18 protein-coding genes and 1 pseudogene are annotated in these 21,582 nt (G+C 47.6%); 13 read left to right on the top strand and 6 right to left on the bottom strand.

Going from position 1 to position 21,582, the window contains the following annotated elements:
- Positions 1–74 precede the first annotated feature (74 nt).
- On the top strand, positions 75–1,139 hold the full coding sequence (gene ldpA, locus ACZ45B_RS07275) for a circadian clock protein LdpA (RefSeq protein WP_024545547.1): 1,065 nt from the start codon (positions 75–77) through the stop codon (positions 1,137–1,139).
- A pseudogene (locus ACZ45B_RS07270) lies at positions 1,136–2,910 on the top strand (R3H domain-containing nucleic acid-binding protein). The gene ldpA and the pseudogene ACZ45B_RS07270 overlap by 4 nt, the downstream one beginning before the upstream one ends.
- On the opposite strand, the gene ACZ45B_RS07265 reads toward ACZ45B_RS07270, so the two are convergent.
- From ACZ45B_RS07265 to ACZ45B_RS07255, 3 genes are all read right to left on the bottom strand, one after another.
- Complete coding sequence (locus ACZ45B_RS07265) at positions 2,907–4,289, bottom strand: ATP-binding protein (protein ID WP_024545548.1); 1,383 nt, start codon at positions 4,287–4,289, stop codon at positions 2,907–2,909. The pseudogene ACZ45B_RS07270 and the gene ACZ45B_RS07265 sit on opposite strands and share 4 nt — an antisense overlap.
- A 26-nt stretch (positions 4,290–4,315) precedes the next feature.
- Positions 4,316–4,630 (bottom strand): hypothetical protein, encoded by a 315-nt coding sequence (locus ACZ45B_RS07260; protein WP_024545549.1) that lies wholly within the window; start codon positions 4,628–4,630, stop codon positions 4,316–4,318.
- A gap of 252 nt (positions 4,631–4,882) precedes the next feature.
- A complete protein-coding gene (locus tag ACZ45B_RS07255; RefSeq protein WP_024545550.1) occupies positions 4,883–5,131 on the bottom strand; it encodes a hypothetical protein in 249 nt (82 codons plus the stop codon).
- Between the two features lie 396 nt (positions 5,132–5,527).
- Between ACZ45B_RS07255 and ACZ45B_RS07250 the strand changes: the two genes are divergently transcribed.
- The 4 genes from ACZ45B_RS07250 (at position 5,528) to ACZ45B_RS07235 (ending at position 8,631) form a co-directional block, all read left to right on the top strand.
- Positions 5,528–6,274: an SH3 domain-containing protein gene (locus ACZ45B_RS07250; protein WP_081699638.1), complete on the top strand. Its 747-nt coding sequence runs from the start codon at positions 5,528–5,530 to the stop codon at positions 6,272–6,274.
- A 733-nt stretch (positions 6,275–7,007) separates the two neighbouring features.
- The gene (locus ACZ45B_RS07245; protein WP_038027842.1) at positions 7,008–7,580 is read left to right on the top strand and encodes a hypothetical protein; all 573 of its coding nucleotides are present in this window, start codon (positions 7,008–7,010) and stop codon (positions 7,578–7,580) included.
- A gap of 53 nt (positions 7,581–7,633) precedes the next feature.
- Positions 7,634–8,086 (top strand): hypothetical protein, encoded by a 453-nt coding sequence (locus ACZ45B_RS07240; RefSeq protein WP_038027843.1) that lies wholly within the window; start codon positions 7,634–7,636, stop codon positions 8,084–8,086.
- 11 nt (positions 8,087–8,097) lie between these two features.
- Positions 8,098–8,631: a hypothetical protein gene (locus ACZ45B_RS07235; protein WP_158505980.1), complete on the top strand. Its 534-nt coding sequence runs from the start codon at positions 8,098–8,100 to the stop codon at positions 8,629–8,631.
- Between the two features lie 153 nt (positions 8,632–8,784).
- Here the strand turns inward: ACZ45B_RS07235 and ACZ45B_RS07230 are convergent, their stop codons facing one another.
- Together ACZ45B_RS07230 and ACZ45B_RS07225 are read right to left on the bottom strand one after the other, a co-directional pair.
- Entirely contained in the window at positions 8,785–9,174 is a 390-nt protein-coding gene (locus ACZ45B_RS07230) for a hypothetical protein (protein WP_024545556.1), read from the bottom strand.
- A gap of 278 nt (positions 9,175–9,452) precedes the next feature.
- Positions 9,453–13,571 carry a response regulator gene (locus tag ACZ45B_RS07225; protein ID WP_024545557.1) on the bottom strand — a complete coding sequence of 1,373 codons (4,119 nt, stop codon included), beginning with the start codon at positions 13,569–13,571 and terminating at the stop codon, positions 9,453–9,455.
- Positions 13,572–14,304: 733 nt separating this feature from the next.
- On the opposite strand from ACZ45B_RS07225, the gene ACZ45B_RS07220 reads away from it, so the two are divergent.
- The 7 genes from ACZ45B_RS07220 to ACZ45B_RS07190 all read left to right on the top strand — a co-directional run bounded on the left by ACZ45B_RS07220 (position 14,305) and on the right by ACZ45B_RS07190 (position 20,539).
- The gene (locus ACZ45B_RS07220; RefSeq protein WP_051352915.1) at positions 14,305–14,526 is read left to right on the top strand and encodes a DUF1816 domain-containing protein; all 222 of its coding nucleotides are present in this window, start codon (positions 14,305–14,307) and stop codon (positions 14,524–14,526) included.
- 145 nt (positions 14,527–14,671) lie between these two features.
- Positions 14,672–16,219 (top strand): M16 family metallopeptidase, encoded by a 1,548-nt coding sequence (locus tag ACZ45B_RS07215; RefSeq protein ID WP_024545558.1) that lies wholly within the window; start codon positions 14,672–14,674, stop codon positions 16,217–16,219.
- 32 nt (positions 16,220–16,251) lie between these two features.
- The gene (locus ACZ45B_RS07210; RefSeq protein WP_236612429.1) at positions 16,252–17,130 is read left to right on the top strand and encodes an ABC transporter permease; all 879 of its coding nucleotides are present in this window, start codon (positions 16,252–16,254) and stop codon (positions 17,128–17,130) included.
- Positions 17,131–17,133: 3 nt separating this feature from the next.
- Positions 17,134–17,583, top strand: coding sequence for a hypothetical protein (locus ACZ45B_RS07205; protein WP_024545560.1), 450 nt, complete (start codon positions 17,134–17,136; stop codon positions 17,581–17,583).
- Positions 17,584–17,645: 62 nt separating this feature from the next.
- The gene (locus ACZ45B_RS07200) at positions 17,646–18,344 is read left to right on the top strand and encodes a C40 family peptidase (protein WP_024545561.1); all 699 of its coding nucleotides are present in this window, start codon (positions 17,646–17,648) and stop codon (positions 18,342–18,344) included.
- 340 nt (positions 18,345–18,684) lie between these two features.
- A complete protein-coding gene (locus ACZ45B_RS07195) occupies positions 18,685–19,398 on the top strand; it encodes a phosphatase PAP2 family protein (RefSeq protein WP_148293418.1) in 714 nt (237 codons plus the stop codon).
- A 145-nt stretch (positions 19,399–19,543) separates the two neighbouring features.
- Positions 19,544–20,539 (top strand): glycosyltransferase family 2 protein, encoded by a 996-nt coding sequence (locus ACZ45B_RS07190; RefSeq protein WP_024545563.1) that lies wholly within the window; start codon positions 19,544–19,546, stop codon positions 20,537–20,539.
- Between the two features lie 20 nt (positions 20,540–20,559).
- On the opposite strand, the gene ACZ45B_RS07185 is transcribed toward ACZ45B_RS07190, so the two are convergent.
- Positions 20,560–21,087 carry a phycobiliprotein lyase gene (locus ACZ45B_RS07185; RefSeq protein WP_051352916.1) on the bottom strand — a complete coding sequence of 176 codons (528 nt, stop codon included), beginning with the start codon at positions 21,085–21,087 and terminating at the stop codon, positions 20,560–20,562.
- Between the last annotated feature and the right edge of the window lie 495 nt (positions 21,088–21,582).

Genomic DNA, 21,582 nt, shown 5'->3' with positions numbered 1-21,582 from the left:
CCTTACGGTTGTTTACATCTTCATCTTCGTAATCAGGCCTTCCAAAGGGAAAATCAGAGCGGTACGATAGGGAGGTGAAGCAATATTCTTTTCCTGCCCAATCCCTCACTGCTGGCCATTGGTTCAAACTCATCTGTGGCGCCAGTTTTCAGCACCTCCCCGCGATCCGTGATTTGACCCTTGTTTATAGTTTGGTGGGCGCTGATTGCATCGATGTCGCAGCAGACCCAGCAGTGGTGACCATGGCCCAGGAGGCGATGGAAATAGCCGAGGCGATCGCCGCCGAAAATCCTGACAATTTTCCCCGGTGGCAGGGTAAACCCTGGCTGATGATCAGCCTCAATGACGCCGAGGATCCCCATTTCCGCAAAGCTTATTTTGATCCGCGTCGTTGTCCGGCTGACTGTCCGCGCCCCTGCGAAACGGTTTGCCCCGCCTTGGCGATTAACCAGACTGGGGTGATTGGTGATCGCTGCTATGGTTGTGGTCGCTGTTTACCTATTTGTCCCCTGGGTTTGATCGAAGCGCAGAATTATCTTTCCAGTCCCAAGGCCGCCGCCGAGATGATCACGACTATGGCGATCGATGCGGTGGAGATTCATACCCAAGTGGGCCATTTTGCGGATTTTCAGCGGCTCTGGCAGACCCTAAAACCTGTCCATCACCATTTAAAACTGTTGGCGATTAGCTGCCAAGATCACCCCGATGTTCTGCCTTATCTCGAACAATTATTCATAGAAATTCAGCCCCTAGATTGTCTGCTCCTCTGGCAGACGGACGGGCGGCCCATGAGCGGTGATATCGGCAAAGGTACCATCCACGCGAGTATTCAATTTGCCCAAAAGGTGATCCGGAGCGGCTTGCCAGGGTATGTGCAACTGGCAGGGGGGACGAATAATCACACCGTTGAGAAGCTGCAACACCTCTGTCTCTTAAATGAAGGCCAAGCACCTTTTATTTCCGGGATTGCCTTTGGGGGTTATGCCCGAAAAATCCTCCAGCCCCTCCTTGAAAATCCCGCTGATCTCAACCCCAAACCCCTCGAATCTGATCCCGAACGGTTCGACCAGGCGATCGCCTGTGCCACCCAACTGATAAATCCACTAAAATCTTCGTTAAACCCAAGCCTTAGTCTATGACCGCACCCCAATCCCCTGCTTTTCCGGCCCACCGCCGCCTGGTGACGGACGACCTCGAAAAACTGCTGACGATTTTGCCCGATGCGATCCGCGATCGCCTGGCGGATCATCCCCACAAAGATGCTCTGATTGAAGTGGTGATGGATCTGGGCCGCATCCCCGAAGCCCGCTTTGAAAACAGTGCCGAAGATTTAGGCGATCGCCCCATTAGCCGCGACGATTTGGAATATTCCGTAGAGCGGGTGGGGATGTTTAGTGGCGATAACCGTGCCGGCATTGAACGGACCTTGCACCGCATCAGCGCCATGCGTAACCGCCAAGGGGAGATTGTCGGGTTGACCTGTCGCATCGGTCGCGCCGTATTTGGCACGATTTTGATGATTCAGGAGCTAGTCGAAAGCGGCAAATCGATCCTCCTGTTGGGAGGCCTGGGGTCGGTAAAACCACAGCTCTCCGGGAAATTGCGCGGGTCTTAGCCGATGATTTTGGCAAACGGGTCGTGATTATCGATACTTCCAACGAAATTGCTGGGGACGGCGATATTCCCCATTCCGCCATTGGTCGCGCCCGGCGGATGCAGGTGGCCACCCCAGAATTGCAGCATAAAGTGATGATCGAGGCCGTGGAAAACCATATGCCCGAAGTGATTATCATTGACGAAATTGGTACAGAACTCGAAGCCCAGGCCGCCAGAACGATCGCCGAACGGGGTGTCCAGCTTGTTGGCACCGCCCACGGCAATCGCATTGAAAACTTGATTAAAAACCCCACCCTCTCTGATCTCGTGGGGGGGATCCAGGCGGTGACCCTGGGAGATGAAGAGGCCCGCAAACGGCGATCGCAAAAAACCGTCCTCGAACGCAAAGCTCCCCCCACCTTTGATGTGGCCGTAGAAATGCTGGAGCGGCAACGGTGGGTGGTGCATAGCGATGTGTCAATCACCATTGATACTCTGCTGCGGGGCCACCAGCCGCTATTGGAGGTGCGCACCGTCGATGATCAAGGCAATGTGAAGATCACCGAAGAAATGGAACATCCCGTTGAGATTCCCAACTGGAACCCCCAAACGCCGATGGTGGCCGAACCTAGCCGTCCTCAGGGGTTGCGGGCATCGGGGAAAATGGCCCCCCTCCCCTTCGGTAGCCCGAAAAAAAAATTGCTTTCCCCCCGGGCAAACCCCCTCGACCAGTTGATTGATCAATCCTGGATGGCCCGCGATCCCCAACAGCAGGAGAAAGTACGCATTCCTGGCCCCAACGGTGAAGATTACCCCGTCTATGTGTATCCCTACGGCGTGGGGCGATCGCAATTGGAGCAAGTCATCGAAATCTTGCGGTTACCCATTGAACTGACGAAGGATCTCGAGAGCGCCGATGCGGTTTTAGCCCTGCGATCGCAGCTCAAAAATCATTCTAAACTGCGCCAAATTGCTCAAACTTGCCATGTGCCAATCCATGCGGTGAAGTCGAATAGCATTCCTCAGATCACCAGGGCATTGCGGCAATTGCTCAATATGGATGACCCAAACAATCAGGAACCGACGGATGTGCGCCTCTTTGCCCAAAGCAACAGTGACGATGAAATCGATGCCCTCGAAGAAGCCCGCCTTGCCGTAGAACAAATTGTGATTCCCCAGGGTCAGCCAGTGGAGCTGCTGCCCCGTTCGGCAAAAATCCGCAAGATGCAACATGAACTCATCGAGCATTACCATTTGCAGTCGTCGAGCTTTGGGGAAGAACCCAACCGTCGCCTCCGGATTTTTCCGGCTTAAATGGAGGCGATCGCCTGGGGAAAAACCAAGCTAAAGCAGGTATGATAATCCTCCCGGTCTGGGTTGGGTGCGCTAGAAACGGTAATTGTCCCTTCAAGGTGTTCAACAATAGTTTTGACGAGGGTTAGCCCCAAACCTGTGCCAGGAATGGCGCGTTGGGTGGCGGCTTCCCCCCGCTGAAATTTTTCAAAAATTTGGCCCTGTTCGGCGCCTTCAATTTTTATGCCATCATTGCAGATGCGAATTTGAATATGGGCGGGCGATCGCCTGAAATATTGCACCTCCAGTTGAACGATGCTGTTGGGGGTTGCATATTTCCCGGCGTTGGTGAGGAGCTCACTGATAGCATTGAGGAAATGTTCTGGATCCGTCTCTAGCTGGAGATTCGCCCCCAAGGTTGTGGGTTTCAGGCTCAACTGCAATTGGAGTTGCTTGAGGGGAAACCAGCGGGCCTGGAATTTTTCAGCCAAGGTGTTCAAAGCTGGAATGAGGTTCAGCCGTTGGGGTTTGAGGGCAAAGGTGCTGGCCTCGGCCTGTTGGAGCTGTAATAGATCGTGAATCAGCTTACTTTCGCGGTTGAGCTCTTCATCCAAAATATCTAAATAGGTCTGTTGTTTTTCTGGCGATCGCCCGGGCTGCTTGAGCATCTTCACCGCCAGTTTCATTGTGGCAAGGGGAGTATTGAGCTCATGGCTAACGGTACTGAGAAAATCATCCTTCAGGCGGTTGAGTTGCCGCAGTTGTTGGATTTGCTGGCGCATTTTTTTACTGAGCTTACCCTGAACTTCGAGGCTCCACTGCAATTGTCGGGTGCGCTCTTCTACCAAGGCTTGGATTTGTCTGAGGGTCTGGCGGTGGATGATTGTTTGACCCAGTTGGTGAGCGATGATCGCGAGGGTCGAAAGATCTTCGGGGAGCCACACCCCGGGCGATCGCCCCATGAGCATGATGAACCCCAAAACAGTCTGTTCTTGGTTGAGAAGACGTTGGCCGCCCATGAGTGGCGCGAGCAGAATTTGATGATACTGCGCCAAGGAGAGGGGCGATCGCCCCTCTCTTTGAGCCTGCCCTGGGGAGAGCATCCAAATCTCCGGTGCTTGATGCCAGGCCGCCTGACAAAAGTCACAATCCTGGAGGGCCCAGCGGCAGGGCAGCTGTTCTGAGGGCAGTTGTAGTTCGAGGGTCGCCGTGGCGATCTGCTCCCGCCGTTGCCGGAGGGGATGGGTCGATTTAATTAGCCCAATTGTGGCCTCATCCACCGCAAAAGCAGCCTGCAAGTCGGCGATCGCCCGGGGAAACAAAGCCGCCAAATCTTGGGTGGTATCAATGGCGGCCTGGATGTTGCGAATCAGCTGATGGTGTGGATGAACAGGGCACATGGGCTCGGCAAAAGACTGGATAAAACCTATTCTGCCGTAGAATTTTCCGTCTCAGCCGCCAGTAATTTTTCTAAAATAAACTTTAACTTTGGGCGAGCAATATACGGCCAGCCCCCCTCTGTCTCCATATCCCGCAGGATATTGTATAAATCCCGACGTCGCTCCGGCAGACTCGGGTAAAAATATTCTTCAGAAATCTGACGATGGGTGAGTTCGAGTTGGCGCAAAATTTCTAATAGACGCTCCCCATTACCTTCATACTGGCTGGCGATCGCCAACAATTCCCGATGAATGCGATCAAGTTGTTCAGACAGATTTTCTGCGGACTCAGGGGCAACCATGGACTTATAAAAAACTCACAATATGGCATTAGCCCACTGATCTTACTATGGGAGCCCACGGAAATTTTACGAAAACCACCAACCACACCAAATCAATCTACCCCTGAATCTGCTGAAATCTTGCCGAGGCTATACTCCCAACTTCTGGGATCAGCCTCAGCCTTATCGCTCTCCATAACCACCGGGGAACCACCAGGGGTCAAATAAATCACCCGTTTGCAGTGATGATTAAAACCCTGTCACAGCCTAAACCTAAGCAAGACGACACATTTTTTCTTGATGGAGAATGGTTTCCCCTTGGGAGGGCAGCCAGACAACCCATTCTTCTTGGGAGTAGGAGCAGAGCAGTAGAGCATATTCATCATCTTCGGTTTCTACTAACTTCACCCAGTCGCTATTGGCCTGGGCCGGGGCGAAATTAGTATCAAAAGGATGTTCTGCGGTGATGGCACAGTAACGAATCGCAGACACATCCAACGGGGTAGCAACGGCACTTGTCATGGCTTTCTCGAAAATAATCTTATTTTTCAGTTTCTGTATTCAATGATACAAATATGCTTCATTAAGTGAAAATTTCCTCATATAAATTTACCTGGTCCAGGGCGATCGCCTACGGCCTCCGAGACGGGGTTGACCTGGTGTATTTCTTTGTTGCGATCGCGCAATAGAAGCCGCCAATCGCCTAGCCAGGGCACTTAAAATAGGATTATGAACTCGATAAGCACTGGGTTGTTCAGACTAATCTGCTCACTAGGCTGTTTGTTCGTTTTATCAAGTTATGGTCTTAGGCAGCCTAGGGAAAACCTGTATCTAAATGTCAGCTCCGCAACAATAACCCAAGCAGCTCCCAAAGAAATTATCCGAGGCATCTCTGACTGGCATACTCGCCTCGCGAAAATGGGGGCAAAGCCCGAAGATATCTATTACGTCAAATTCTATAAAGATGCCGCTGGTCGGATGCATGGCAAAGTGACCAGGGACTATGGGGGAAGCGATATCGTTTTCGAGTTGGGATTAATTTCCTGGGCACCAGAAACAGTAAACCTCGCCAGAAGTACAAACCAAAGATTTGGTGATGGGATGGGGTCTCACTTCAATATCCATGGCCTACAGTCTAGGACATCCCTCGGAATTCGAAATTTTATGCAGATCCACAATGGTTTTGCCCTCCATGCCCCTGTCTGGGGGGCAGGTCCTCTGCAACACGATGGCTTCATTGACCGCAGCGGCCATGGCTGTGTTCGCATCACAGAGCATCAACGTCTCTATGATCTTGCCAAAAGTTTAGAGGGTTACCTTGTCCATGGACAGGGTTTACCGATCCTTGTAGATTATTCGGTTTTCATCGACACAAATGCGGTTTCACTCCCAGTGGCTCAATCACCGCTGTTACCTAGCTATTTACCCACATGGTGTGCCTTCAATGTCGCGGCCGGAAGTGGTTTAGGGCGGGTGCGAACGGAACCGTCCGCTAACGCAATCATCGTCAGGGAGTTAACTCGAGCAGCAAGGGTAAGAGTAGAGAGCAAAGTTATCGGCGATCGCCTGGCTAATTCAACAGATTGGTATTTCGTCACTTTCACCCTCAATGGCAGCTCCCAGGCAGGCTATATGCATGCTTCGCTCCTTGATTGCACTCGGTAATGATAGGTCTTGCCGGAATACGCGATTTGTAAACATGCTATTTACAATAGCTGCGCTGTTACCGCGGCAGTAACCCAAAAGATAACGTAGGGCGATCGCCCCCTAGGTGCACCGTTAAGCTCTGGTTTTATTGATATCTTGTCACATTTTTTTTGATCATGATTGGCCAGTTGGCGATCACTATCTCTCTCAAAAGTCCCTGATTTACTGCCCATAGAAAGCATAAAGATGCTCTTTAAAGGAGCATCATTTCAAAAAATCGGCTTTATAGATTTATGTTTACTTCACAGTAATTTCATTTCAAACCTATCAATTACATGAGATTTTATTGTTTCTAATTCCATAAAACTCACACCAATTTCACGTTTATTTTGCATTAAAAAGTTTCGATATTTATCAATTCTATAGACTTTATTAAAAAGGAAAACCGTGGGTTGACTCCATTAGAAAAAATGAATATAACTGGGTTACAAAGAAATACGTAAGTGAAAGCAAAGGAGCATCTTCAGATATGAAGTGAACTGGCTTTATTTATCTCAAAGGCATTCTTTTATCATCCACATAAGCAATAGCCAATTAGTATTGCTTAAAGGGTTCAATTCAACAAGATTTCTGCCACTAATCAAGATAAATAGCAAAAGCTTCATTGATGCAATTGCTCAAAGGCTCTCATTTACCTGAATTTCTATGTAATTTTTCATACGAAACCTAATTTTATTGAGGATTTCCCACAATGATGAAATTTAAGTCTTCGGCGATCGCCCTCGGTACAATCATTGCTTTCGGAGCCATCGGTCAAGCCGCCCAAGCTGGTGAAAGTTATGTCTCTAACACCTGGACTAACAGCAATTCTCAAACTAAAACCAATCTGTATATGTATTCTAATGAATGGTCCCATGGTAGCCGCGACTGGGCTAACTATGCCTATAAAGAATACTATGATGGCGCCGTATCAACAATCGTAGATGGTTCATTCGAGAGTGATATTGCTTTGAATGGAACTTTTGACGGTACTGTTGACGGTACTGTTATCGATGGTGAAAATGCAGGTAATGGTGCTGTTGATTTCTATGTGGATGATTTTTCTGGAGAAACAGAAGGCACTATCGCTTTAAATGGCACTTCCACTGGTTTTGCTGATAACTTTACGACCACGACAGACTACGATGGTTTCACCTTCCATACTGCCCTTGCGGTAGAAAATGGCACCGAAGAGTTTGGCTCTAGCACGACTGTCTTTGGTACGATTAACAGCATCATCAACTCTGTCAGTAATAGCCATGAAACTGCGGCTGGTAACCGATAAAATTAACGGTTATTTATTCTGTAGTTAAAATTTCAAATATTACGGACAAAGCCATGAAAGTAATGCTCGGCTTGGCGATGACAATATTTATCGCCAGCCCGGCATTTGCGGGTGATATGCTCATGGGGGAACCCTACTATAGTGGATTGTATATTGGCGAGCCTTTGGCAATAGATATCAATCCAGATCCCTTTGATGCTGGTCCCACAATCCGGGCAAGCTTTTCTAATTCCGCATCATCATTTCACAGATTAACAGAGATTGAAGAAAAAACAGAATCTGGCCTACAGTCCAGTTATTTTGAAACAAAGCTGTCACAATTTAAGACTTCGGGTTCTGTCAATCCAACTAATAATGGCACAGAATTCAATGAATACATTGTTGAAAGCGAGTATTCACGCGCATCAGAGTTTGTGATCAGTGGTTACTCCAGAAATATTAGTGGTTCAGTTGAAACCTTTGGTGCTTCTTTTACTTTTCAAAATAGTCTCTCCATTGATTTTTAAAGGTTTTATCTATGTTTTTTAAAAAGTGTGTCTCACTTCTATTAGCGATGTCTGCAGTCATAGCAACACCGATGTATGTTAGAGCGCAATCATCTCAAAATCAGAGTAATACCATGAATAATGATAATTCATTAGGAAATACTGGTGTCGTTAACCAAACTGCTGTATATAACCTAGGACAAAGCGCGACTTACGGTTTTAGGGGAATTGTCTGCCCCCGGCCATCTCTAGTATTTAGTGGTTCTATGAATGGAAACACATTTGATGGAAGTGATTCTGATTCTTATGCTGTTTCTGGGGCAATCATTATCCCTTTAGGTGGGCAAGTGGGGAGAAATTGCGAAGAATTTAGCACCACCTTACTCGCCCGAGAACAGGCTGAATTAGAAAGATATCAAGTAGAATCTTCAGCAGAAATAGTTAAGCTTTGTACAAATATGATTTCTGCAGGCGTTCAGGTAGATGCAGAAGTTTATCCTATACTTGCACGGCAATGTTCTGCTGTTCGTTTAGTTTCGCAAGGTCAGCCTTCTAGTAATGAATGAATCGTCTAAGTAGCGCACTTTTCAAAACATCGCAGCTAGTAAAATTTTTCCCAAATCTATTAGGATATAGCTCACAGATTTTTATCTGGATAGCTATGAATTAATGAGCTTTTCACTTAGATTTTTATCTAGACTCAAAAGAATAGAATCCTGTTAGTCTATAGCTTCTTCTACCCACGCAGGATTATTTTTTTCTGTCAGCACAGAGCATTCTACGCTGAAATTGTTGTCAATGATAATATTGGACTCTTCAATAAATACATTCCCATGGTTAAAAGCACTGGTTTGGGGCTCAATTACTGCAGGAACTTGAGGCTGTTGACAAACTGCGCTGATTAGGACAGGCTCGGAAAACGCTACCGAGTGATCGTTGTATGTGTAGATATTTGCATAGTAATAATAACTATAATCATCGTAGTCATAGTTATATTCATAGCCATAACGATATTGATAATCGAAATCAATAAAGACAGGCTCAGCTTGAACTGGTTGGACAAAAGCAACGGCCACGGTGCCGAGGAAGACTGAGAGTAACTTATTCACGTATAGACTCTCCTTGCTCAAGGTAATTTATGGGATGAGATAGTTGATTTGTGTGGATTGAGATAATGGTCTGGCTCGATATTATCTGACATGCTCATATAGCACTATTATAGCAATATCTAAAATAAGAAAGCTACGTTTAAGGACGTGTTGGTTTTAAGAGGAGATCTAAGAGGACTTCAGGGGTTATAAAAACCACATGCTTTTCACTGAATTGGCCCCTAAATCTCTATTTTTTTATTAAACTGACTCTAGTAAGGACGATTGTCAGGTTCTTTTCAGATGTTCTCTAATAGTGCAGCAACTTGGCTTAACAGGATATTGATATCAAAAGGTTTTGTCATAAAACAGTCAGCACCCGTGGCGATCGCCTTTTGTTCATGGGTAGGTACACCACTGAGAGCCATAATTGGAATTGAAGCTCCCGCTGCTCTCAAATGCTCTGTGAGCACAAACCCATCTATGGGAGACATCATCAAATCAGTCATGACCAGCTTGATTGTTTCTTGATGCTGCTGATATAGTTCCAAAGCTTGCGCGCCATTTTCTGCTAATAAAACTTGATAATGTTGAGTTTCTAACAGAGACTGCAACATACCACGGAGAAGGGCTTCATCTTCTACCACCAAAATTAACTCCCCATAATTATTCGCTTTGAGTGCTTGCGTGAGTTTTGATGACTTTTCGTCAGTAAGTCGACCATCTTCTATCAGAGGAAAATAAATTTTAAACTGGGTTCCTTGGCCGACTTTACTAAAAACTTCTAAAAATCCTTGGTTTGATTTGACTAGACTATTCACTGTCGTCAAACCTAATCCAGTACCCAGACCTGGCCCTTTCGTTGTAAAGAATGGATCAAACATTCGTTTTTGTATTTCGGGGGGAATGCCAGATCCCGTATCAGTAATGCTAATAACCGCATAATGTCCTATGTGGGCATCTAATTTTTTTGCGGCTTTGGTTTTATCCACAAAGACTTTTTCCCCAGAAATTGTGATTAGACCACCAGCTGGCATCGCATCGCGAGCGTTAATGCATAGGTTTAAAATAATTTGATGTAAGAAAATAGGATCAGCCAAAATCTGGCCTAAATCTGCTTGGGCGTTTGTGGTTGAAGAAAAATTAACTTGAATTTCAATAGATTTGGGAAAGCTCTGGCGAATCATCTCTATTTCTTCTTGCAATAGTGCCGCCAAATTAACGGTCGTTGGTTCTCCTTGGGTTGTTCGGGTGACCGATAAAACTTGCTTGACTAAGTTTGCCCCTCGTTTAGCGCTGGCCTCAATAAACTGGAGTTGTTCTAGACCTGTTGTATCTAAGTCTGGTTGGGTTAAACGAAAAATTTGCGTCATTCCTAGAATTGGTGTCAATACATTGTTCAGGTCATGGGCAATGCCGCTAGCTAATGTACCGAGGCTTTCTAGGCGTTGCGCTTGATAAAACTGAGCTTCAAGAAGTTTCTTTTGGGTGATATCTGTGGAAATACCGCAGACTGCATAGGGGACACCACTGGCGTCATACAGAGGAAATTTAATGGTGATGTAGGTATGGGAGCCGTCCGATAAGGAAATTACGTCTTCTGTTTGGAGAAGCCGACCTGTTTCTAGGACGCTGTGATTTTGGGAGACAAAAATATCGGCGATCGCCTCGGGCCAGACCTCATATACATTTTTCCCAATCAGGCTATCTGGCGTCACTTCAAGGAGGTCTGCATAACTGCGATTTACCAACAAATGCCTATTTTCAGGATTGAGTAAATAGATGACGACCGGAGCATTATCGACGATCGCCTGAAGTCGTGCCTCACTCTCTTGTAAAACAGTTTGTATCTGGGCCCGATGCGTGAGTTCTTGACGAATCCGCTCATAGAGCTCGGCTTGGTGAATAGCAATGGCCACTTGAGTCCCCAAGCGCCGGAGAGTCACAATCTCATTATCTTGCCAATGGCGGGGAGCAGCGCATTGGTGAGCAATGAGCAATCCCCAAAGACCCTGACCCTGGAGAATCGGCACGGCAAGACTGGCTTGTACCTGAAATTGTTTTAATAACTCAACGTAACAGGGATCTAAATCAGATTGATTAACATCATTTAAAACAGAAATGTGACCTTGGCAATAGGGTTCAAGAAAGTTTTCTGTCAAGCAAGAATCAACAATCGTCGCTGATTGAAGCGCATTGAATTGATCGCTAACAGATTCCATAATCACATTGCCCTGCCAATCGGGGGCAAACTGAAAGATCACAACGCGATCGCACTCTAACCACTCCCTAACCCGTACAACCGTACTCCGCAGCACCTGCTCCAAATCAAGGGACTGGCGGATTTCCCGAGCAATATCTGCCAACAAATATTCCTGACGAATTTGTCGCTTGAGATCAAGCTCAGCATTTTTGCGATCTGTCACATCACTGGCCGCCCCAAACCATTCGATAATATTTTCTTGATCATCCAAAATAGGAATCGCCCGGGAAAATGTCCAGCCAATTGTGCCATCCCGACGAATCACCTGATGTTCCAATTCAAAAAAGCGCTTTGTATCGATGGCACCTTGGACCGCCGCCATCACCCGGGACTGTTCCTCCGTAGGGATGTAGATGTTCAGCCAGTTGCGGCGGGGAATATCAGTGCTCACAAGAAACTCTTTTCCTTCAAGGCAACGCATTTCCTGCCAGTCTGCGCTCATTCGGTAGATGATATCTGAACTTGCAGCAACAAATAAACGTAATTTTTCTTCACTCTGCCGGAGGGCCGTCTCTGCATTTTTCTGGTGGTTAATGTCACTGAATAGGATGGCAACTTGGCGTTTCTCTGGGGCACCGATCCGGAAAGCATAAACGTTATACCAACGTCCCCAACCAGCAGCTTGTTGTTCAAAACGAATTGGCTTGCCCGTCAGGGCAACATTGCCATAGATTTGATACCAATGTTCTTCAAGCTCCGGGGCGATTTCGCGGATCGTCTGCCCGCTTAAGGCAATCTCAAGGGATAGGTCTGTTAACTGCTCAAACTGGGGATTCGCCTCGAGAATCCGATAATCAACAGGGTTTCCCGCATCATCGAGAATAATTTCGGCAATACAATATCCTTCGTCAATCTCGTTAAATAAGGCGCGATATTTACTTTCTGAAGCTTGGAGAGCCGCTTCTATGGCTTTGCGATCGCCAATGTCTAAAACAGTTCCCACCAGTTGATCAATTTGGCCCTGGGCATTACGTATGGGCGACAGGGTTGTCAGCGTCCACACAGGAGAGCCCCGAAACACAAAATAATCTTCATAAAAAATACTCTGCTGGGCCTGCACACATTCCCTATAGTTTTGACGGAAAAGAGCACCAGTCTCGGGGCCAAAAACTGCCTCCGGTGTTTTCCCCTGGAATGCTTCTTGGGAAAGCCCCGTCAAGCGCTGGGCTGCAGCATTCAGACTCACATAGTGAAAGTCCCCTGTTTCCGTGATAGCCACCACAAAAATTGCCTGGGCTGTGCCCTCGTAGATACTGCGTAAAAAGGTTTCCTGTTGCCTTAACTCCACTGTCCGCTCTGCTACGCGTTGCTCAAGTTCATCGCGTACCATTTGTAATTCTTGATTTTTTATTTGTAACTCTGCTTGGGTCGCCTGGAGCTGCTCTAAGGCCGTACGTAGCTCTTCATTAACCGCTTTAATTTCCGCCATTTGCAAGAGAGTCGGTGTTTTTTCTTGGGCTGTTGGGGCCACTTCTCCATATAGCGGATTCAGGCGATAGCCTTGGCGATGGACCGTTTTAATAAAATCATTCGCGGCTCCGGCTAGCCTCAGCTTTTTTCGCAATCCCTTCATGTGGGTGCGTAAGGTTTCATCACTAGGCACCTCTAAGGCATTCCAGCCCTGCTCGAGGATTGTATAGGTATTGAGAATATTCGGGGCGTGCCGGAGCAAAATTTCTAGGAGACTATATTCCTTGGGGGTCAGATGTAATAAAGTCTCTCCATAGCTCACCTGCAAACGACTGGGATCTAAAGATAAGGCCCCCCATTGCAACACGGGCAGCGTTTTTAAATCACCCCGACGTAATAGGGTTTGGATACGGGCCACCAATTCCTCTGCATCAAAGGGTTTCGTCATATAGTCATCGGCTCCAGTATTGAGGGCGATCGCCTTCGCCTGTGCCGTAGCGTCCTGACCCGTGAGTAACAAAATAGGTGTTTGTATGCCCCGATCACGGAGCTTTTGACAAAGACTTACACCATCTATTTGCGGTAAACCAATATCTAACACAATCAAGTCATAACTATAGGCCTCAATCATTTCTAGGCCGGCTAAACCATGGGCAGCAAGATCCACGGCATAGTGCTGACTCAGCAAAATCATTTCTATGGTTTTGGCAACCGTCGACTCATCTTCAACAACCAAAATTTTCATGGCAGCTACCTTAGAGCAACTATTCGTCTAGCTTTACGACATAGAAACAGACACCCTAAAGCCTCAACGATTTAATTAAGGTAGACTTCTTGGACTAGATCTCAAGAATTTTATTGCCCTCAATTTTACTCTTCATAATTTCCTCATGGTTATTTTGCCATAATTCTTAAACAGAAACAGACTACCCTAAAAAATCAACCCCATAGACCCCAGGAAAACACAGAAAAATTGCGCTTTGTCAATATTTATCGACAATTCATCAAGCAATTGAACAGCCCAAAAAATCCAATTAAACAATAATCATGTTGTCTTATTTCACCATCTAAATAATTATTTGTTAATTTATCTATTTCCTGCTTTTATGATTTTTATTAAGCATTTTTAGGATCAAAAATGATTTGACCCCATATTAACCATATGAGACAAGATCGGGTTTTTCGAATCTCAAATATTTCCTTTTATTCTTTTGAAAAGCTATTTTGCCCGAAAAATATCTGATTTTGAAAGGATTTCCTCTGTTTTTCTTAAGGCACATCAAAAACAATTTAACAATTAGCGATTATTGCGTGTGACCTCCTGTAAAAATTTTCAGTTGATTTAAGGCATCAAAAACGAGCAAAATTAAACTTATTTACCTCATAAAAAATGCTCTTTTCTACTCCTTTAGAGAAAAAATAGAGGCTTTATTGTGATGACGCTTTTTAACTTGAGTTAAATTATCATTTTTTTGTCTATGGCTCAAAAACCCTGGTGGGTCAGAATTCAAACCCTTGATCCCCTATGTACTTATTATTTTGGCCCCTTCGATACCAAGATAGAAGCGCTGATGGCTCAATTTGGTTATATAGAAGATTTAGAAACAGAAAATGCCCAAGGAATTCAGGTTGTCATCGACCAATTTTCACCGAAAGAGCTGACAATTTGTGAGGATGTGGATTCGGTAGTCACATCGTAATTTTTGCTTGGGGGCAGAATGATCGCCATGAGGGACAAATTGGGCGATCGCCCTTTGCCGTCTTCTCAGATGTGTCGGGCATTCCAAAAACTTTCCTTTACAATGGGACGAGATATTTGCCAAAACCATCACTACCTAAGCTTCCATGTTCAAAGGGTTGTTTCGTCACACATTCTTCACCGGTTGCCTCATCGCCATTATCATCTGGCAAGCCGTCATTCCCACCAGCCTTGCCCAGGCTCCCGGTGTCACCCCGTCGATCCAACCCTACCTGGACCAAGTCATTGAAAACATTACCGAATTCACCCTCAACAACGGCCTAAAATTCATCGTCCTCAAAGACAGCAGTGCCCCGGTCGTTTCCTTCGTTACCTATGCCGATGTGGGCGGGGCCGATGAACCCGAGGGTAAAACAGGGGTTGCCCACTTCCTCGAACACCTCGCTTTCAAAGGCAGCAGCACCCTCGGCACCACGGATTATGAAGCCGAAAAAGTCCTCCTCGATCGCCTTGATGTGCTCTTTGATCAGATTCAAGCCGCCCGACAAAATGGAGATACGGCCCAACTCCAGACCCTCGAAGCCGAATTTGAGCAACTCCAAGCCGAAGCCGACCAATATGTGGTGCAAAATGCCCTGGGGCAGGTGGTGGAATCCGCCGGGGGGGTCGGCCTCAATGCGGTTACTTCCGCCGACTATACCCAATATTTCTACAGCTTCCCGAGCAATAAACTGGAACTGTGGATGTCTTTGGAGTCAGAGCGCTTTTTAGATCCAGTCTTCCGGGAATTTTTTAAAGAAAAAGAAGTGATTCTCGAAGAGCGGCGCATGCGGACTGACAATTCTCCCATCGGTAAAATGGTGGAAGTTTTCTTAGATACAGCCTTTACCACCCACCCCTACCGCCGCCCGGTGATTGGCTATGACGAAGATATCCGCAACCTGACCCGTCAGGATGTCCAGGACTTTTTTGAGACCCATTACAGCCCCGACAATCTAACGATCGCCATCGTTGGCGACGTCGATCCAGCCCAGGTGAGACGTCTAGCGGAGGTCTATTTTGGTCGCTTCCCCCAGGGCTCAGGTGCTGCCCAATTTCCCTTACCCGTAGAGCCTCCTCAAACGGCGACCCGCTTTGTCACCTTAGAAATGCAGACCCAGCCCTGGTACCTCGAGGGTTACCACGCGCCGAGCCTCACTGATCCAGACTATGTGGTGTACCAACTCATTGCTGCGATTTTGAGTGAAGGGCGCACTTCGCGCCTGTACAAGTCCTTAGTCGAAGACCAGCAATTGGCTCTCAATGCCGAAGGATTTAACGGTTTCCCTGGGGATAAGCATCCAAACTTGATGTTGCTCTATGCCCTCACTGCCCCCGGGCACACGGTGGATGAGGTGGCTGTGGCCTTTGAAGCAGAGTTAGAAAAGCTGAAAACTGAACTGGTGACCCCAGAAGAATTAGACCGGGTGAAAACCCAGGCAAGAGCAAGCATGTTGCGATCGCTCAACTCCAATATGGGCATGGCCCGTTTACTGGCCACCTATGAAGAACAAACCGGTGACTGGCGAGAACTTTTTACGGAGTTAGACCGCATTGCCGCGATCACCGCTGCTGATGTCCAACGGGTTGCCCAAAAAACCTTTACCGCCGAAAATCGCACTGTCGGTAAATTACTCCCTACCACAAACCCCTAAATAGCCATGGAAAATTGCGGCGAAACCCTATAATGTTAAGGAATGTAACGCCATCCCAAAACGCCGTGATCAACCTAGAAGCTCGCTCTGACCAATCCCGTCTTGATGCCCCTTCGCCCCGTCAGCGGTCTGAACTGGCCAATATTTGGGCGGATACTTTGGGGGTGTTTTGGGGAGATTGGCTCAAACTCCGGGTACGTCTCAAACAGGTGGCCGCCACAGGTTTGGTTTCGCCCCTCATCTACATTCTTGCCTTTGGGTTAGGCCTAGGCAGTGCCCTCGATGAAACCATTACCCCTTCTGCTGGTGATACTTACCTGGAATTTATCCTGCCAGGGATGGTCGCCCTCTCCTCCATGACCATTAGTTTTGGGGGGACGACTTTTTCGATCTGCGGCGATCGCCTCTACAGCAAAACCTTTGAAGAGCTATTGTTATTGCCGGTGCATCCCCTTGCGCTGCACTTAGGGAAAATGCTGGCCGGGATTCTCCGGGGTTTAATGACGGCTGGTTCTGTGTTAATTGTGGCAATCCTCTTCACAGGAAAAATTTTTAGCTTTATCAATCCCCTCTTTTTTCTGTTGTTAATCCTGAACTGCGCTGTATTTGCGGGTCTAGGGGTAATCGTGGGCCTACGGGTCAAGTCCCTCGAAAGTGTAGGAATTTTTAATAACTTTTTGATTGTGCCCATGTCTTTTTTGGGGGCGACCTTCTTTGACCCAGAAACTTTACCCCGTCTTTTCCGGGCGGTGGTCTACTGCATCCCCCTCACCTACACCACCACTGGACTACGGGCAGCGGCCTATCTGCCTCTCTCGGAATTTCCCTGGCACTCGATTCCCATTTTGGCAGGGGTGGCGATCGCCTTAGCCTTTATTGGCGCTTACCAATTTTCCCACCAGCGGGATTAGGTCATGGCATGGCAGACCGTCATTGGGATTCTCAAGCGGGGCCACCAAGTCGCTTCTGGCCAAGCAAAGAATAGCCCCTATACAGCGGGGACAATCACCTTACAAACGCCCCACTTTCAGCAGCTCGGCCTAGATCTTTCCCTCTATTTTCCGGGAACCCTCAATATTTCCATTGCCCCCAAGACCTTTCGACCCACACAGCCCCGTTACACCTTCGCCCATGTGCAATGGCATCCTGATTTCGCCCCAGAGACTTTTTCCTTTAGCCCCTGTCAAATCGAACACCACCAACGGCGCTATGATGGCCTAATTTATTACCCGCACCCCGAAACAAAGTTAGGCCATTTTCAAGACGACTCTACCCTCGAAGTGCTCGCCCCATGGATCCCAAATCTCACCTATGGCGATCGCCTCAGGTTATCGCTCCTCCCCACAGAAGTCACGGTAGAATGAGCCCCAAAGACGGTTGCCCATAACCCAAGATTTTCCTATCCCCTACCCCGCTTGAAGCCCCTATGCAACTGCCCCCTTCCCCCAGCGGTGAATACTTTTGCCGACAACCTCTGGATTTGTACGACGATCCCGAATGCCAAGCCCTCGGGAGCCAGGCTGCCATCGGTCGCCGGGTGCAAATACTAAACAAAGAAACCGACCAAGCCCTCCGGGTGATGACCGTCGAGGATGGATATGGAGCATGGCTAAAAAAAACGGATTTAAAGCATCTCCAAGTGGCTGAAGACCCCTATGAATTTGTCCCAGTCAACCGCGCCGAAATCGAAGCACGGATGGAAAGTATTTTGATTTTTGCCCATGCCGCTAAACGAGTGAATAATATTTACCTCTGGGGTGGTACGACGGCGCCGAACTACGATTGTTCCGGCTTTATCCAAGCAGCCTACGCCTCCCAGGGGATTTGGTTGCCCCGAAACTCTTACCAGCAGGGGGATTTCGTCGAACCGATCGCCCAAGAAGATTTAGAGTTGGGCGATTTAATCTTTTTTGCTAAGGAGCAACGGATCGACCATGTCGCTCTGTATCTCGGAGAGGGCTATTACATCCATAGTTCCGGCATTGAGATGGGACGCAATGGTATCGGGGTCGATCGCCTCTGGGAACCTTGGGACATGATTAGTCGTGCCTATCACCAGACCCTCTGTGGCTTTGGCCGCGTTATGGAAAGTTACGCTCCCCCCTCTTTAGCCTGTCAAATTTAACTTTTGGGGGGTTCGGGGAGCGGATGGGGCCTGTGCTGTCTCTCGAGTAGGGTTCAGCGCCAGAAGGATGCCACTACCTTTTTAAATGTCTAGTATTATGTTCCTCTAATGTGAGCAATCCTGTGAGCCGAGATTTGGGAAGAAAACAATAAAGGCAAAAAACAAATGTTATTCATCTGATTACACCAATTCATTGTAATCAAGAAACAGCATTGTCAAGATTGCAAACAAGGAGAACCTATCTCACAATTAATTGCTCTCGCAGTGCGGGGGGAAATTTGATCACTTACAAATTTTTTGTTTTTTGATCTCAGATCTATTATCTATTGCAGTAAAGCCCTTGAAGAAAGACCATTTTTTTAACAAAATATTTTTAGTCTTAAGTCTGCTCATATTAATTCCTGCTGTTTGGCTCTTTAGTAATATTCCCGAAACCCAAGTCAGTCATGAAGCAGGGTTTTTAGTTGAAAAGAATTTCTGGTTTTTTTTACGAGATAATGTTCCTCCTTGGTTAGGAACTCTCTTGTCATTTTTGTATGATTTGGGTGACAAAGAAATCTCAGGCCCGGTTGTGGGCATCAGTCTAGGGCTGTTTATTTGGAAAAAACAATGGAAATCAGTCCTATTGATGATCCTGGGTTCAGGGGGGGCATTACTATTAGTCGACAAGGTTTTTAAGCCGATCATTGGCCGCCCTCGTCCCCCTTATTTTATGGGAGAGTATGGCTCTGTTCCAGACATTGCCGGGGCATCTTTCCCTAGTGGTCACGCAACGGGAAACTTAGTTCTGTATTTAATCTTGGCGCTCTTGGTAACACAAAACATATCTCGATTGAGATGGTTGGTTTTCGGGGCTGTGGTACTATTTCTTTCTGGAATTGGCCTGGGGAGTCTCTACTTGGGTGTACATTGGCCCAGCGATATTTTAGGCGGTTATATGCTGGGTTTTATTTGGCTGACCTTTTGTCTATTTTTTGTTGATTTGCTTGCCATATTTTTAAATATTGACCGAAATATTGACCGATCATCGCCTCTTAACCGTTCTAGGAAATAATTGTTTGATGGAGGCGATCGCCCCGGAGAATCCTGGCCCCTGAAGAGGCCGATCGATCTACCAGACTCTCTGTGGTTTTGGCCGCACCAGGGAACATTACGTACCGTTTTTACCCATCAGATTGAAGCTTTACCATCGCAATTTCATGTCTAGTGCCACTGCTCCCATCAAAGCGCCGACAACCTCCCACCCCCTATCGATTGTGGTTCCTATCTATAACGAGGTGGAAAGTTTGCCCCATTTGATCCAGGCGATCGCCTCGGTGATGCAGTCCCATAATTATGCCTACGAAATTATCTGCGTTGATGATGGCTCCAAGGACGGTTCTACGGCGTTGTTGAAGCAACTCGCTACCGAGCGAGATGATCTGCGGGCGATTATCCTCCGACGTAACTATGGCCAAACCCCGGCAATGGCGGCGGGGTTTCAGCATGCCCAGGGGGAGGTGCTTGTTTCCCTCGATGCTGACTTACAAAATGATCCGGCAGATATCCCAAACCTGCTCGCAAAGATGGATGAAGGCTATGACCTCGTGAGCGGCTGGCGTAAAGAGCGACAGGATAATCAATGGACGCGGCTGCTCCCTTCAAAAATTGCGAATGCCCTGATTGGTCGGGTGACAGGGGTTGATCTCCATGATTATGGTTGCTCCCTCAAGGCCTATCGCAGGGAAATTGTGGCAGATCTAAATCTCTATGGGGAACTGCACCGCTTTATTCCGGCCCTCGCTTTTATCGAAGGGGCAACGATCGCCGAAATTCCGGTGCGTCATCACGCGAGACAGTTTGGCAATAGTAAATATGGTCTAGACCGCACGTTCCGGGTACTCCTGGATTTATTAACGGTGTGGTTTATGAAAAAATTCCTCACGCGCCCAATGCATGTTTTTGGCTACCTCGGCATTATTTTTGTGATGGTGGGCTTCGGCCTGGGAGGTTATCTCTCATTTTTGAAATTATTCTTGGGTCAGGCCATTGGCGATCGCCCGTTGCTGCTACTGGTCGCAATCTTGTTACTGGCCGGGGTGCAACTGTTTGGCTTCGGCCTCCTGGGGGAACTGTTGATGCGCACCTATCACGAATCCCAGGGGCGACCCATCTATCGGGTGCGGTCTGTGGTGGGCCGATCCAAACATTTTTGAAGGGATTTTAGCGACTGTCCCTAAAGCCGAGTTTCTAAATATTGACCGATCATCACTTCCTGGCCAGCCCGGGAAATAATCGTCTGGCGGGTACGGTGGCGATCGCCGACAAATTTAATTTCTTCCTCAAAGCTTGCTCCATCGTAGGCGGTCTGGAGACGCATCCCCTGGGCATTATGGATCAACTCAAAGGTGGCGATGACTGGCGCTGCTGTCGAAAACCCTCGGTCTCGGTACATCAAGCTGCCTTGAATGCCCAAAACCGTTGCCCCTTGGAGGGGTTTGCGTTGGCCATTGGTGTAGGTGCTTGCCCAGGTGATTTTTGCCCCACATTCAAAGGGTTGCGGGGTGGTGAACTGGTGGGCGATCGCCAGGGGTTTTAAATCAGGGTGATCTCCTGGGAGAAAAATGACGGCTAACTCCGAAACGGCTTCTAGGGGCTCCTGCTCACCGTTGAGGGTGTAGTAGCGGCGTTGGGAATGCCAGCGACCTGCAGACCGTTGAAAAAAAGCTGTACTTGCACTAGAAAAAGTCGCGGTGAGATTCATAGGTGAAACCATTTAAAAGCCAGAATTCTGTCAACCCTTATTTACATATTGTTACATCATGGCGGGTGCTGGGCAAGGCGGTGGCGATCGCCCCGCCCAGGCAATCTAGGGGAGATTACGGTTTTACGTACTGCCACTGGTTCCGAATCAAGGTGACAAAAGTGGCATAACCAGGGGAGGTGGCGGGAAAATCTGGCTTGCAGTATTCCGGAAACTCCGTGTAGGGGCGCCAAGGATCGAATGCCCTTAACCTAAGGTGCAGCACGCCTTCGGAAGGGCCGCCATTGGGACTCCATGTCATTTGACCAGCTGTTTGTAGCATTGTCGTTACTCCTAATAATTTGCGGTGGACAATGAGTATTTATAACTATTCATTTTGCGGAGGACCCCCAGGATTTCCGTGGGATTTGTTACGGGATGGGCTCGAAATGTTTAGAACCGTTAACTTTCTGCCGTCATGGACAAAAAAAGAAGGCGATCGCCTTCTTAAAAGAA

This window comes from Picosynechococcus sp. NKBG15041c (assembly GCF_055380235.1).
The sequence above is the reverse complement of the archived record's forward strand: the minus strand, read 5'-3'. Positions and strand labels throughout refer to the sequence as shown.